Origin of the sequence: Micromonospora antibiotica (assembly GCF_017599305.1) — a bacterium.
GTDB classification, from domain to species: domain Bacteria; phylum Actinomycetota; class Actinomycetes; order Mycobacteriales; family Micromonosporaceae; genus Micromonospora; species Micromonospora antibiotica.
Window position 1 is genome coordinate 44827 of record NZ_JAGFWR010000002.1, and the last position, 14181, is coordinate 59007.

The 14181-nt window shown below is 70.7% G+C and carries 14 protein-coding genes and 1 riboswitch; of the genes, 13 read left to right on the forward strand and 1 reads right to left on the reverse strand.

The annotated features are described in order from the left end of the window. Positions 1-7 precede the first annotated feature (7 nt). The 11 genes from JQN83_RS05175 (at position 8) to gcvP (ending at position 11731) form a co-directional block, all read left to right on the forward strand. The gene (locus tag JQN83_RS05175; RefSeq protein ID WP_208565903.1) at positions 8-970 is read left to right on the forward strand and encodes a DUF881 domain-containing protein; all 963 of its coding nucleotides are present in this window, start codon (positions 8-10) and stop codon (positions 968-970) included. Between the two features lie 56 nt (positions 971-1026). Continuing rightward, complete coding sequence (gene gcvH, locus JQN83_RS05180) at positions 1027-1407, forward strand: glycine cleavage system protein GcvH (RefSeq protein WP_208565904.1); 381 nt, start codon at positions 1027-1029, stop codon at positions 1405-1407. Positions 1408-1627: 220 nt separating this feature from the next. After that, the gene (odhI, locus tag JQN83_RS05185) at positions 1628-2080 is read left to right on the forward strand and encodes an oxoglutarate dehydrogenase inhibitor Odhl (protein ID WP_067311506.1); all 453 of its coding nucleotides are present in this window, start codon (positions 1628-1630) and stop codon (positions 2078-2080) included. A gap of 50 nt (positions 2081-2130) precedes the next feature. Next, entirely contained in the window at positions 2131-2826 is a 696-nt protein-coding gene (ftsR, locus tag JQN83_RS05190; protein WP_208566438.1) for a transcriptional regulator FtsR, read from the forward strand. A gap of 181 nt (positions 2827-3007) precedes the next feature. After that, a complete protein-coding gene (locus JQN83_RS05195) occupies positions 3008-3472 on the forward strand; it encodes a bifunctional nuclease family protein (RefSeq protein WP_088647333.1) in 465 nt (154 codons plus the stop codon). 165 nt (positions 3473-3637) lie between these two features. After that, on the forward strand, positions 3638-4249 hold the full coding sequence (locus tag JQN83_RS05200; RefSeq protein WP_208565905.1) for a MerR family transcriptional regulator: 612 nt from the start codon (positions 3638-3640) through the stop codon (positions 4247-4249). 346 nt (positions 4250-4595) lie between these two features. Beyond that, entirely contained in the window at positions 4596-5837 is a 1242-nt protein-coding gene (locus JQN83_RS05205; protein WP_372443972.1) for a nitric oxide synthase oxygenase, read from the forward strand. Positions 5838-5839: 2 nt separating this feature from the next. Next, on the forward strand, positions 5840-7069 hold the full coding sequence (locus tag JQN83_RS05210; protein WP_208565906.1) for a globin domain-containing protein: 1230 nt from the start codon (positions 5840-5842) through the stop codon (positions 7067-7069). After that, positions 7066-7704 carry an SPFH domain-containing protein gene (locus JQN83_RS05215; RefSeq protein ID WP_208565907.1) on the forward strand — a complete coding sequence of 213 codons (639 nt, stop codon included), beginning with the start codon at positions 7066-7068 and terminating at the stop codon, positions 7702-7704. The genes JQN83_RS05210 and JQN83_RS05215 overlap by 4 nt, the downstream gene beginning before the upstream one ends. A 49-nt stretch (positions 7705-7753) precedes the next feature. Continuing rightward, positions 7754-8653, forward strand: coding sequence for an NAD-dependent protein deacetylase (locus JQN83_RS05220; protein WP_307799026.1), 900 nt, complete (start codon positions 7754-7756; stop codon positions 8651-8653). A gap of 78 nt (positions 8654-8731) precedes the next feature. Beyond that, positions 8732-8829, forward strand: a riboswitch (glycine riboswitch). A gap of 79 nt (positions 8830-8908) precedes the next feature. Next, positions 8909-11731 carry an aminomethyl-transferring glycine dehydrogenase gene (gcvP, locus tag JQN83_RS05225; protein ID WP_208565909.1) on the forward strand — a complete coding sequence of 941 codons (2823 nt, stop codon included), beginning with the start codon at positions 8909-8911 and terminating at the stop codon, positions 11729-11731. 115 nt (positions 11732-11846) lie between these two features. On the opposite strand, the gene JQN83_RS05230 is transcribed toward gcvP, so the two are convergent. Further along, positions 11847-12047: a DUF5999 family protein gene (locus JQN83_RS05230; RefSeq protein ID WP_067311530.1), complete on the reverse strand. Its 201-nt coding sequence runs from the start codon at positions 12045-12047 to the stop codon at positions 11847-11849. A gap of 123 nt (positions 12048-12170) precedes the next feature. Here JQN83_RS05230 and JQN83_RS05235 point away from each other — a divergent pair, with 123 nt between their 5' ends. Together JQN83_RS05235 and JQN83_RS05240 are read left to right on the forward strand one after the other, a co-directional pair. Continuing rightward, positions 12171-13364: a chorismate-binding protein gene (locus JQN83_RS05235; RefSeq protein ID WP_208565910.1), complete on the forward strand. Its 1194-nt coding sequence runs from the start codon at positions 12171-12173 to the stop codon at positions 13362-13364. Between the two features lie 28 nt (positions 13365-13392). Beyond that, positions 13393-14178 (forward strand): TetR/AcrR family transcriptional regulator, encoded by a 786-nt coding sequence (locus tag JQN83_RS05240; RefSeq protein ID WP_208565911.1) that lies wholly within the window; start codon positions 13393-13395, stop codon positions 14176-14178. Positions 14179-14181: the final 3 nt, after the last annotated feature.

Sequence of the window (14181 nt, forward strand, 5' to 3'; positions counted from 1 at the left end):
TGGTGACGTGAGCGACGAGCATCGGGAGACGGGTACCGGGTGGCCGCAGCCGGAGACGGGTCGTCCGGCGGTTGGCCCGGATCCGCGTCCGGACGCGCCGGATGCGGACGAGGTGAGTCCGCTGGTGCCGGATGAGGGTGGTCCGGGGTCCGGTGACGACGGCGGCGAGACGGTGAACCTGGCGCAGGTGGCGTCGTCCGGGGCGCGGCCGGCGGAGTCCGGGCCGGTGTCGTCGGCGGAGCCTGCGGAGTCGGCGTCGTCGCGGGTGTCGGGTCGGAAGGTGTCGTCGGCGGGGGTGATGATCGCGGCGTTGCTGGCGTTGTTGGGGTTCACGTTGGTGGTGCAGTTGAAGACCACGTCGACGGATCCGACCCTGGCGGCGACCCGGCAGGAGGACCTGGTGCGGATCTTCTCGGATCTGGATTCCCGGGAGAAGCGTCTGCAGCAGGACATCGAGGGCCTGGAGGACAGCCAGCGGCAGTTGCGGTCGGGGGAGCAGGGTCGGCAGGCGGCGTTGGAGGAGGCGACGAAGCGGGCCGACGAGATGGGCATCCTGGCGGGTACGTTGCCGGCGCGGGGGCCGGGGTTGACGGTGCGGTTCGAGCCGGGTGGCAAGCCGATCCGGGCGGACCGGGTGTTGGATGCGGTGCAGGAGTTGCGGGGTGCGGGTGCCGAGGCGATGCAGATCTCGGGTGGGGATCGGGCGACGGTGCGGATCATCGCCTCGACGTACTTCCTGGACGGGTCGGGGGATGCGTTGGTGGTGGACGGGCGGACGTTGACGGGTCCGTTCACGATCACGGTGATCGGTGATCCGGAGACGATGCGTACCGCGTTGAACATTCCGGGCGGGGTGGCCGCATCGGTTCGCGGTGACGGCGGTAACGTGAGCGTCGAGGATCGTGAGGTTGCCGAGGTTTCGGCGCTGCACGCGCCGTTGAAGCTGGAACACGCCCGTCCGGTCTCCTGAGACCGGCGCGGCCGCGCCGGGTGGTCCCGGTGCACCGATGGATGAGGGACGCGCTGGTGATTCCTGAGGATCTGCGTTACACCGCCGAGCACGAGTGGGTGGTGGGTGCCGAGGGTGGCACCGTCCGGGTCGGTATCACCCAGTTCGCGCAGGATGCGTTGGGTGACATCGTGTTCGTGCAGTTGCCGGACTCCGGTGTGGTGGTGGAGGCCGGTGAGTCGTTGGGTGAGATCGAGTCGACCAAGAGCGTGTCGGAGCTCTACGCGCCGGTGAGCGGGACGGTGTCGGCGCGGAACGAGGCGTTGGGTGACTCTCCTGAGGTGATCAACTCGGATCCGTACGGTGCGGGTTGGTTGGTGGAGATCGTGCCGGCGGATCCGGCGGCGGTGGATGGTTTGTTGACCGCTGACGCGTACCGTGAGCTCACCGAGAGCTGATTGGTGTCGTGCCGGGCGTGGGTGATGTTTGCCGCGCGTCCGGTTGCCCTGCATTTCGGCGCTGGCTAGGCTCGCCCAGTCGACCGAGAACCCCAAATGGTTGAGCGTTGGGTGATTGCCTTCCTGGGCACGGGGAGCCAGCCGCCGGGTGTGTGATCTGCCCGGCGGCCATACCCGCCGTTATCCTGATGCTGACCGAACTGATCCGTGAGGTGGTCCCATGACGCGCCCAGGCGACGAGTTCCCCCCGCTCGACGTCACTTCGACGCTCAATCTCGGTTCGTTGGACGAAGTGCTGGAGGGTCCGGACACCGATGTGGTGCCGAGTCGGATGTCCGGCTCGTTGCCGCCGGGGATGGCGCTGCTGGTGGTTCGTCGGGGTCCGAATGCGGGTGCCCGGTTCCTGTTGGACCATGATGTGACGACGAGTGGCCGGCATCCGGACAGTGACATCTTCCTGGACGATGTGACGGTGTCGCGGCGGCATGCTGAGTTCCATCGGGATTCGGGGACGTTCACGGTGCGGGACGTGGGGAGCCTGAACGGCACCTACGTGAACCGGGAGCGGGTCGAGGCGGCCACGTTGAGCAATGGTGACGAGGTGCAGATCGGTAAGTTCCGGGTGGTGTTCATCGCCGGTCCTCGCCCGGAGGAGGAGGCCGGCCGGGGGTGAACGAGCCTGCGGCCTCCATGCCGTCCGGGGCGGCCCGGTCACACCCGCTGATGAGTATCGGTGAGGTGCTGGGTCAGCTGCGGGTGGAGTTTCCGGACGTCACGATTTCCAAGTTGCGGTTTCTTGAGGCCGAGGGCCTGGTGGAGCCGCAGCGGACGGCGGCGGGTTACCGGAAGTACAGCTGGGACGATGTGGCCCGGTTGCGTTTCGTGTTGACGGCGCAGCGGGATCAGTTTCTGCCGTTGCGGGTGATCCGTGAGCAGTTGGCGCAGTGGGACGGTGGTGACGAGACGCCGGGCCGGCAGCGGCCGACGTTGGTGGCGGTGGGTCCCGGTGGTGAGGTGCCGGGCCGGTCGGTGGAGGAGCCTGAGTCGCAGGTGCGGCTCGGGCGGGCCGATCTGGTGGCGCGTAGTGGGATCGCCGAGTCGACGTTGGGTGAGTTGGAGCGGCTGGGTGTGTTGGTGCCGGATCCGCCGGGGTGGTACGACGCGGATGCGTTGATCATCGCGCGGGCGGTGGCGGGTCTGGCGGCGTACGGGTTGGAGCCTCGGCATCTGCGGGGTTACCGGTCGTCGGCGGATCGTGAGGTGGGTTTGTTCGCGCAGTTGGTGGCGCCGTTGGCGCGGCAGTCGGATCCGGCGGCGCGGGCGCGGGCGGCGGAGACGGCGCGTGAGTTGGTGGCGTTGTCGCAGCAGTTGCATGCGGCGTTGGTGCGGGTGGGGTTGCGGTCGACGTTGGGTCGGTGACCCGGTTCGGTGGTGTGCGCGGAAGGTTCTGCCCCGGGAAGCGTGTCGTAGGCTTGCCGGGGTAACCCCTTTTCTGGCGCGGTGCGGGTGCTGGTGCGGATGGGACGGCCGTGTCGAGGTCCGTGTACCGTGCAGGGACAGGCGCGGTGCGGGTGTAGGTGACAACGACACGGAGGCGGCGGTGCGCGAGCTGAGCGTGGTCGGGGTTCGGGTGGAGCTGCCCAGCAACCAGCCGATCGTCCTGCTCAGGGAAGTCGAGGGCGACCGCTATCTGCCGATCTGGATCGGTGCGGTCGAGGCCACGGCTATCGCTTATGAGCAGCAGGGGGTCAAACCGGCCCGGCCGTTGACGCATGATTTGTTGCGGGACGTGCTGGCGGCGTTGCAGGCGCCGTTGCGGGCGGTGGAGATCACCGAGTTGAAGGAGAACGTCTTCTACGCTGATCTGTTGCTGGGTGACGGGGTGCGGGTGTCGGCCCGGCCGAGTGATTCGATCGCGTTGGCGTTGCGGGTGGGTGCGCCTATTCGTTGTGCGGAGCAGGTCCTCAGTGAGGCGGGGATCGTGATTCCCGACGAGCAGGAGGACGAGGTGGAGAAGTTCCGGGAGTTCCTGGAGCAGGTGCGTCCGGAGGATTTCGCCGGTTGAGGCCGGGGCGTCGTGGTGGCGGCGTCGGTGTCTGGTGTGCCGTCGCGCGGCGTGTCGCGGCGGTTTCTCCGTGGTAACCCCTTGGTGCGGCGTTAGGGTTGCCGTGTCGAGGGGTGGGCGTCGGCGTAGTCGACGTGGTGCCGCACTGACGGGGAGGTTGTCGGGATGCACGAGCCACGGGAGCCTGAGCCAGGCGTGGAGCGGGGCGGGTCGGGCGCGGTGTCGTCGTCGCTGGAGGGCGACGGTGCGGTCGGGTACCGGGGTGTGACGGCCTGTTCGGCGGTGGGGATCAGTTACCGCCAGTTGGACTACTGGGCGCGGACGACGTTGGTGGTGCCGAGTGTCCGGGACGCGTCGGGTTCGGGTACGTCGCGGTTGTATTCGTTCCGGGACCTGGTGGTGTTGAAGGTCGTCAAGCGGTTGTTGGATGCCGGGGTGTCCCTGCAGAACATCCGGAAGGCGATCGAGGCGTTGCGGTCGCGTGGGGTGGAGGACCTGGCGGGGATAACGCTGATCTCGGACGGGACGACGGTGTACGAGTGCCGGTCTCCGGAGGAGGTGGTCGACCTGTTGCAGGGTGGCCAGGGGGTGTTCGGTATCGCGATCGGTGGGGCGTTCAAGGAGATCCAGGGGTCGTTGTCGCATCTGCCGGCGGAGCCGGCGGTGGCCGGGGGTGGGGAGTCGGTGTCGGCTGCGGGTGGTGTCGCGCAGGGCTCGTCGTCGGAGGTGGTGGGTGACGAGTTGGCGGCGCGGCGGGCGCGGCGTCGGGCGGGGTGATTCGTGGTGTCGTCGACGCCGCGGCCGGGGTTCCGGTCGCGGCGTTTTGTTGTGTGGGTGGTGGGGTGTCGTATCGATGTGGCTCGTGACCTGGGTGCCCGGGTGGGTGGTGTGGGGTGGGGTGGGTTCCATGGTGGACGTTGCGGGGTGGAGTCGGGTTTGTTGACAGCGGTGGTTCGGCCGTGAATCCTGTCCAGGGCGATCACCAGAGAACATCGATCGGTCACGGTGAGTGACGGTTGGTGGTGGCGTCGGGTTGATGCGTGGAGCATGGTGCGGGGGTCGCATCCGTGGTCCCGCCGAGGACGGGAAACGAACCACAGTGCACATTGATCACTATGTCGGCGTGGGTGCCGTGCGGGCCGGTGGTGTCGATGCCGGGTCGCGGTGTCCGGTCTCCGCTGTGTCGCCGCCGGGTGTCGCGGTCCACTCCGGTGGGGAGGTGGTGGCGGAGGCGACGGAGTTCCTGGAGGCGTTGCACGCCGAGCGGCGGTTGCCGGGGTTGGCGGCGCGGTTGGCGGAGGTGCGCGAGGAGATCGCGTTGACCGGTTCGTACCGGCACACCCGGGAGGAGTTGGTGTACGGGGCGCGGGTGGCGTGGCGGCAGTCGGCGCGGTGTGTGGGGCGGGTGCGGTGGGCGGGGTTGCGGGTGCGGGACCGTCGGCACGTGACGACGGCGGCGGGTATCGCCGGGGAGTTGTCGGCGCATCTGGCGGCGGGGGACAACGGGGGTCGGATCCAGTCGGTGATCACGGTTTTCGCGCCGGACCGGCCGGGGGTGGGTCCGCGGGCGCGGATCTGGAACGACCAGTTGGTCCGTTACTGCGGTCATCTGCGGGACGACGGTGTGGTGGTGGGTGATCCGGCGCAGGTGGCGATGGTGCGGGCGGCCCGCCGGTTGGGGTGGCGGCCGCCGCCGGTGCCGGGTCGGTTCGACCTGTTGCCGTGGGTGATCGAGACGGCGAACGAGTCGCCGTCGGTGTGGCAGGTGCCGCGGGAGTTGGTGCGGGAGGTGGCGTTGACCCATCCGGACCATCCGTGGTTCGCGGATCTGATGCTGCGTTGGCATGCGCTGCCGGTGATCAGTAACATGCGTCTGCGTATCGGCGGGGTCGACTACAGTTGCGCGCCGTTCAACGGTCACTATCTGGGTGATGAGATCGGGACCCGGAACATGGGTGACCGGCAGCGGTATGACCAGTTGCCGGTGGTGGCGGCGGGGTTGGGGTTGGACACGTCGCGGGAGGACACTCTGTGGCGGGAGCATGCGGCGTTGGTGTTGAACCAGGCGGTGTTGCACTCGTTCCGGGAGGCGGGGGTGCGGGTGTCCGATCCGCACACCGAGTCGGAGTTGTTCATGAAGTTCTGTGCGCAGGAGGAGCGGGCGGGTCGTCCGGTGCACGGTGACTGGTCGTGGCTCAACGGGAGTGTGGGGTGGGCGGCGTTGCACGCGGTGCACCACCGTTATTACGACACCCGGGTGCCGAATCCGAATCTTTGGCAGACTGACCGCGCCTACGACCCGGATGGTGTGGTGGAGATGACGTTGCGTGAGCGTCATGACGTGGCTCGCGCGCAGGAGGACTGAGGATGGACAACGCGGCGTTGCGCCAGAGTTGGAGCCAGTTCTCCGCTGCCGGTCCGGAGGCGGCGAAGTATTTCTATGCCACGTTGTTCGTGGTGGCGCCGGAGGCGCGGTCGATGTTCCCGACGAACATGCAATATCAGGAGGACAAGCTCCTGGCGGCGTTGGGGCACATCATCACCAGTTTGGACGATCCGGGGGCGTTGTCGGCGTTCGCGCAGCGGTTGGGTGCCGACCATCGGCGGTTCCATGGTCAGGACCAGCGGGGTAATCCGGTGGTGTTGGCGGAGCGGCACTACATCTGGGTGGGTCAGGCGTTGCTGGCGACGTTGGAGCGGTTCCTGGGCCCGTACTTCACGCCGGCGTTGCGGGCGCAGTGGGCGGCGGCGTACGAGTTGGTGGCGAAGCTGATGCTCGATGGTGCGGCGGAGGCGGAACGGACATCGCCGCCGCACTGGGAGGCGGAGGTGTTGACGGCGGAGCGGCGCCGCGCCGACATCATGGTGTTCACGGTGCGTCCGAACTACCTGTGTAGCTACCGGCCGGGGCAGTCGTTGCCGGTGCAGGTGCCGCAGTTGCGGACGTGGCGGTACCTGTCGCCGGCGAACGCGCCGCGTGCGGACGGGACGATCGAGTTCCATGTGCGGGCGGCGGGCCGGTTCTCCACGCATCTGGTGCGCCGGTTGCGGGCGGGTGAGCGGTTGTTGTTGGGGCATCCGACGGGGACGGCGTTGTCGTCGTTCGACCGGTCGCCGCATCTGCCGTTGTTGTTGATCGCGGGGGGTACGGGGTTGGCGCCGTTGCGGGCGGTGGTGGAGGCGGTGCAGCAGGGTGCGGGGCGGCGCACGACGCTGGTGGTGGGTGGGCGTACCCCGGACGACCTGTATGACGAGGTGGCGGTGTCGCGGTTGGCGGCGTTGTCGCCGGCGGCGGGGTGGCCGCACGGGGGGACGGGGTGGTTGCGGTACGTGCCGACGGTGGAGACGGGTTGGGGTTGGCAGGGGGCGATCGGTCGGGCCGGTGACACGGCGGTGCGGTTGGGGCCGTGGGCGGACACGGAGATCCTGGTGTGTGGCAGCCCGGAGATGACCCGGGAGACGGTGGCGATCCTGGCGCGTTCGGGTGTGGATCCGGAGCAGGTCCTGACGGAAAGCTATGATCATTCCCTCTATCCGCCGCTCGCCGAGGCCGGTGCCGGTGCTCCGCGTGACTTCAGTGGGACGGGTGCCCGATGAGCGTGGACCACTCCGATCGGCTCGGCGCGGAGGAGGGTGAGATCGCCCGCCAGTTGTCGGTGTTGGAGGAGCGGCGGTTCCGGGGCAGTCACTGGTTGTCCGCTGATGAGGTCGCGGCGTTGGTCCGCTCGGCGGATGACCGGATCGGGGTGTTGACGGCGGAGTTGGCGCGGCAGCGGCGGGAGAACCAGGGGCTGCTGAGTCAGGTGGAGATGCTGCGGCACGGGACGTTGCCGAGTAACGCGCCGCAGGGCCCGGATCCGATGACTGTCGAGTTGGCGATGCGGGCGCAGGACGAGGCGAACCGGACGATCGGTGAGGCCAGCGCGGAGGGCGCGGAGATCATCGCGGATGCGCGGCGGCAGGCTGAGGAGATCGTCGCTGACGCGCACCGGCGGGCCGGTGAGGTGGGTGGGGCGGGGCCGCCGGCCGGTGGGGGTCCGTCGCCGGAGTTGGCGGGCAAGTTGCAGGCGTTGGAGGAGCGGCACGCGGCGGCGCTGGCGGCGGTCGCGGCGGCGCAGCAGCAGCTGACCCGGTGGCAGTCGTATCTGGCGGCGCAGTCGGAGCAGCTGCGGGCGGATGCGGCGGCGGCGGGTGGGGCGAGCGCCCAGCTGCGGGCGGTCCTGGGCGGCTGAGTGGACCCGCAGGGTCGCCGGGGTGCGGCGGCTGAGGCAGCATGGACGGGTGACGGAGACGATCGACGCGTTGGCGGGCCTGGTCGCCGCTGGTGGGGTCGTGGTGTTGAGTGGGGCCGGGTTGTCCACGGAGTCGGGTATTCCCGACTACCGGGGGCCGACGGGTGTGGCCCGCCGGCATCCGCCCATGACGTATCAGGCGTTCACCCGGGAGCCGGCGGCCCGGCGGCGGTACTGGGCGCGTAGCCACCTGGGGTGGCGGATGGTCGCGCGGGCGTCGCCGAACGACGGGCATCGGGCGGTGGCCCGGTTGCAGGCCGCCGGTCTGGTCGACGGGGTGATCACCCAGAACGTCGATGGTCTGCACACGGCGGCGGGTAGCACCGGGGTGGTGGATCTGCATGGCCGCCTGGACACGGTGGTGTGTCTGCGGTGTGGTGACCGCACGTCGCGGGAGGAGCTGGATCGGCGGTTGGTGGCGGCGAACCCGGGGTTCGACGCGACGGTCGCGGTGGTGAATCCGGATGGTGACGTGGAACTCGACGAGGAGCGGGTGGCCGCGTTCCGGTTGGTCGACTGCACGCGTTGTGGTGCGGGGATGCTGAAACCGGACGTGGTGTTCTTCGGGGAGACGGTGCCCGCCGACCGGGTGTCGCGGTGTTTCGCGATGGTCGACGCGGCCCGGTCGTTGCTGGTGCTGGGGTCGTCGTTGACGGTGTGGTCGGGGCGGCGGTTCGTGTTGCGGGCGGCGAAACTGGGCACGGCGGTGGTGATCGCCAATCAGGGGGTCACCCGGGGTGACGGGTATGCGGCGCTGCGGGTGGATGCCCCGTTGGGGCGGGTGTTGCCGCAGGTGGTGCAGCGGGTGGTGGCGGGCGCGGACCGCGCCCCGGGTGACGGGGTCGGCGGGTCCGTCCCGGTGGTGGCGGTCACGCCCGTGGCGGGTTGATCTCCGCCCGGTGGGGTCGACCCGGGGGGTACGACATCCGCCGGTAACGGTGGCGCTGGTAGCGTTGACCATGCCGACACCACCCACGCGGGAGAGATCGCCCAGCAGTATCCGGGCGGCGCCGAAGGGGCAGATTCTCCCCGGAACCTCTCAGGCAGAAGGACCGCGACGGGCAGGCACTGTGGAGCGCCGTGCGGCGTGACTCAGGGGGAGGCCGATCCGTCGACCTCGCCCCGTGGAGTCTGGAGCGCACGCATGACCGCAGAACAGTTCGCCGACCGGCACATCGGTCCCGGCCCGGATGACGAGCGCCGCATGTTGGACGTCGTCGGGCACGGCTCGATCGACGAGCTGATGGACGCGGCGATTCCCGAGGTGATCCGGTGGCACGGCACCCTGGATCTGCCGGCGCCGGCCACGGAGCGGGAGGCGATCGCCGAGCTGCGCGCGGTGGCGGCCCGCAACACGGTCGCGGTGTCGATGATCGGCCTGGGTTACCACGGCACCCACACCCCGGCGGTGATCCGCCGCAACGTGTTGGAGAACCCGGCCTGGTACACGGCGTACACCCCGTACCAGCCGGAGATCAGTCAGGGCCGGTTGGAGGCGCTGCTGAACTTCCAGACGATGGTGACGGACCTGACGGGGTTGGCGACGGCGAACGCGTCGATGCTCGACGAGGCGACGGCGGCGGCGGAGGCGATGACGCTGGCCCGTCGGGCGTCGAAGAGCCGCAGCACGGTGTACGTGGTGGACGCGGACGCGTTGCCGCAGACCGTGGCGGTGCTCGCGGGTCGGGCCGAGCCGCTCGGTATCGAGGTGCGGGTGGTGGACCTGGCCGTGGAGGAGTTGCCGGCGGAGTTCTTCGGTCTGCACCTGCAGTACCCGGGGGCGTCGGGTGCGGTGCGTGACCATGCGCCGTTGGTCGACGCCGCGCACGCGGTGGGGGCGTTGGTGACGGTGGCGGCGGACCTGTTGGCGTTGACGGTGCTGCGGGCGCCGGGGCGCATCGGGGTGGACATCGCGGCGGGCACCACGCAGCGGTTCGGGGTCCCGATGGGTTTCGGTGGGCCGCACGCCGGTTACCTGGCGGTGCGGGCCGGGTTGGAGCGGATGCTGCCGGGTCGGCTGGTCGGGGTGTCCCGGGACGCGGCCGGTGAGCCGGCGTACCGGTTGGCGTTGCAGACGCGGGAGCAGCACATCCGGCGGGAGAAGGCGACCAGCAACATCTGCACCGCGCAGGTGTTGCTGGCGGTGATGGCCGGCATGTACGCCGTGTACCACGGGCCGGACGGGTTGCGGCGGATCGCCGACCGGACCCGGTCGATGGCGTTGTGGTTGGCGGCGGGGTTGCGCGCCGGTGGCGTCGAGGTCGTCGACGGGGTGTTCTTCGACACGGTGACGGCGGTGGTGCCGGGTGGGGCGGCGCGGGTGGTGGCGGCGGCGCGGGAGCGGGGGGTGAACCTGCGGTTGGTCGACGCCGACCGGGTGGGGGTGTCGTGTGACGAGACGACCACCGGGGCGCACCTGGCGCTGGTGTGGGAGGCGTTCGGGGTGGACCCGGTCGTCGGTGACGTGGAGGAGGCGTTGCCGGCGGGGTTGGCGCGGGACACCGACTTCCTGACCCATCCGGTGTTCCGCAGTCACCATTCGGAGACGGCGATGCTGCGGTACCTGCGCCGGTTGGCGGACTTCGACTACGCCCTGGACCGGGGCATGATCCCGTTGGGGTCGTGCACGATGAAGCTGAACGCGACCACCGAGATGGAGCCGGTGACGTGGCCGGAGTTCGCGCATCTGCACCCGTTCGCCCCGGATGAGCAGACCGCCGGTTACCGGGAGCTGATCGGGCAGTTGGAGGGGTGGCTGGCGGAGGTCACCGGGTACGACGCGGTCAGTGTGCAGCCCAACGCCGGGTCGCAGGGGGAGTTGGCGGGGTTGTTGGCGATCCGCGCGTACCACCGGGACCGGGGTGACACCCACCGGGACGTGTGTCTGATCCCGTCGTCGGCGCACGGCACGAACGCCGCGTCGGCGGTGATGGCCGGGATGCGGGTGGTGGTGGTCGCCTGTGACGCCGATGGCAACGTCGACCTGGTCGACCTCGACGCGAAGATCGACAAGCATCGGGGCGCTCTCGCGGCGATCATGGTGACGTACCCGTCGACGCACGGGGTGTACGAGACGGGCATCGCGTCGTTGTGCGCGAAGGTCCACGACGCCGGTGGTCAGGTGTACGTCGACGGGGCGAACCTCAACGCGTTGGTCGGGTTCGCCAAGCCGGGCCGCTTCGGGGCGGACGTGTCGCACCTGAACCTGCACAAGACGTTCTGCATTCCGCACGGTGGGGGCGGGCCGGGGGTGGGTCCGGTGGCGGTGCGGTCGCACCTGGCGGCGTACCTGCCGGGTGACCCGTCGGGTGCCCGGGTGCAGGGAGCGCCGGCGATCTCGGCGGCCCGGTACGGGTCGGCGGGGATCCTGCCGATCCCGTGGGCGTACCTGCGGATGATGGGCGCGGCGGGGCTGGCCCGGGCGACGGGGGTGGCGGTGCTGGCGGCGAACTACGTGGCGGTGCGGCTGCGGGAGCATTTCCCGGTGCTGTACGCCGGCAACAAGGGCCTGGTGGCGCACGAGTGCATCCTGGACCTGCGTCCGTTGTCGAAGGCGACCGGGGTCAGTGTCGACGACGTCGCGAAGCGGCTGATCGACTACGGGTTCCACGCGCCGACGATGTCGTTCCCGGTGGCGGGGACGCTGATGGTGGAGCCGACCGAGAGTGAGGACCTGGCCGAGTTGGACCGGTTCTGCGACGCGATGATCGCGATCCGGGCGGAGATCGACCAGGTGGCGTCGGGACAGTGGCCGGCCGGGGACAATCCGCTGGCCAACGCTCCGCACACCGCGGCGATGGTGTCGGCCGACGAGTGGCCGCATCCGTATCCGCGGTCGGTGGGGGCGTACCCGGGTGGGGTGGACCGGGCGGGGAAGTACTGGCCGCCGGTGCGGCGGGTCGACGGCGCGTACGGCGACCGGAACCTGATGTGTTCGTGCCCGGCGCCGGAGGCGTTCGAGGGCTGAGGCGCGGTGCCGGGGCGGCGGACGTGCCGCCCCGGTGCGGCGACCGGGGAGGGCGGCCCCTGTCGGGGGCCAGCCTGCGATGATGCGGCTGGTGACGCCGACGGACCGTGATCGGTCAGGCGACGAGGGCGTGCCGGGCCGGCCCGCGGTGCGGGGCGATGGTGCTGCCGTCGGGAAGGAGTTCACCGGTGTCCTCGAAGACGATGACACCGTTGCAGAGCAGGCTCCAGCCCTGCTCAGGGAAGCAGGCGATGACCCGGGCGGCGTCCCGGTCGGTCGCTTCGGCGGAAGGGCAGGTGATCTGGTGCTGACACATCGGGTTCTCCGGACTGTGGGGGCACTGTGTCATGGTTCACATGACCAGTGACGCACAGTACCAAGGGACAGCGCACCGGATCGAGCAGCCTTCGGTCATGTTGCCCCGAAATCCGCTGAACGGATGAGCAGGAATGGGCCACCCGGCGTGGAAACGCTCCCAACGGTGCCGGTCGACGTACCGGGGGTGCCGGCGCGGTGCCGCAGCGTGCTCGTCGAACGTGACCGCTTCGAGTGGCGGATCACCGACGGTGGTGACCCGGCCGCGCAGATCGCCGGTTTCCTCGCCGCGCACGGCCTGCCCGTCGACGACCTGACCCGCCCGGCGACCCACCGCACCGACGGCCCCTGCGGCGCCGCCCTGTTCGTCTCCGCCGCCGCCGGCGCCCGGATGGTCGGCGCACCCACCGGTCCCGCGAGCCCCGTGCCCGCCCTGCCCGACGTCGCCGTCGTCGTCTACGACCACGACACCCGCCGCCCGCCCCCGACCGGGCCGGCACCGGGGCACCTGCGGGTCGGCCCCTGGCGGGACAGCTGGACCCCCGGGCAGCACGCCGACGCGGTACGCACCGTCCGGGCCGCCATCGGCCGCGGCGACGTCTACCAGGTCAACGTCGTCGGCCACGCCGCCGCCGGGTACACCGGTGACCCGCGGCCCGCGCTGGCCCGCCTCGCCGGCCTGCCCGGCGCCCGCTACGGCGGCACCCTGCACGGCGACCGTTGGACGATCGGCTGCGCCTCACCGGAGACCCTCGTCGCCGTGCACGCCGGGCGGGTCGTCACCCGCCCGATCAAGGGCACCCGCCCGGCCACCGCCGCCGGCCGCCGCGAGCTGCTCGCCTCCGCCAAGGAACGCGCCGAACACATCATGATCGTCGACCTGGAACGCAACGACCTGGCCCGGATCGCCCGCACCGGTTCGGTGACCGTCGACGACCTGTTCACCGTGCGCCGCTGGTGCGACCTGTGGCAGGCCGAGTCGACCGTGTCCGCGGCCCTCGCCGACGGGATCGGCCTGGCCGACCTGCTGCGCGCCACCTGCCCCGGCGGGTCGGTCACCGGCGCCCCGAAACACGCCGCGCTGGCGTTGGTCGCCGCCGTCGAACCCGTCGGCCGGGGCGCCGGCATGGGCGGGTTCGGCTGGATCGGCCCCGACCACCTCGACCTGGGCCTGACCATCCGCACCGCCGCCGCCGACACCGACCGGTTGCACCTGTGGGCCGGCGGCGGCATCACCTGGGACAGTGACCCCGACGCCGAGGTCGCCGAGGCCGCCGCCAAGGCCGCCCCGGTGCGTGCCCTGCTCGCCGCCGACTGACCACCGCACCGGCCGCTATGGTGGCCGCATGCACGTCGAGTACAGCGGCACCGGCGACCCCGCCCGCAGCCTCGCCCTGCTCTGGCGCACCCGCGAACGCACCAGCCGCAGCGGCGACCTGGGCGTCGACCGGATCGTCCGGGCCGCCATCGACGTCGCCGACACCGACGGACTCGCCGCGCTGTCCATGCGTCGGGTCGCCGAACGTCTCGGCGTGGGCACCATGTCCCTCTACACCCACGTGCCGGGCAAGGGTGAACTGCTCGACCTCATGCTCGACACCGTGCACGGCGAGATCCCCCGACCGGCGGACGTCCCGGGCGGCTGGCGGGACCGCCTGGAACGCGTCGCCCGCGACAACTGGGCGCTGTACCTGCGCCACCCCTGGCTGTTGCAGGTCGCCACCACCCGCCCACCCCTGGGCCCGCAGGTCACCGCCCGCTACGACTACGAACTACGCGCCGTCGAGGGCATCGGCCTGACCGACCTGGAGATGGACGCCGTGATCACCCTCGTCGACTCCTACGTCCACGGTGCGGTACGCGGCGCGGTGGAAGCCGCCCAGGCCACCGCCCGCACCGGCCTCACCGACGAACAGTGGTGGCACGCCCACGCCCCCTACCTGGAAAAGGTGATGGACCCGGCCCGTTTCCCCACCGCCGCCCGGGTCGGCGCCGCCGCCGGGCAGGAGTACCACGCCGCCACCGACCCGACCCGTGCCTTCGACTTCGGACTGGCCCGCATTCTCGACGGCATCGCCGCCCTGGTGGCCGACCGGTGCGCCGGTCCACCGCCGCCGGTGACCCCCCGATAGCCT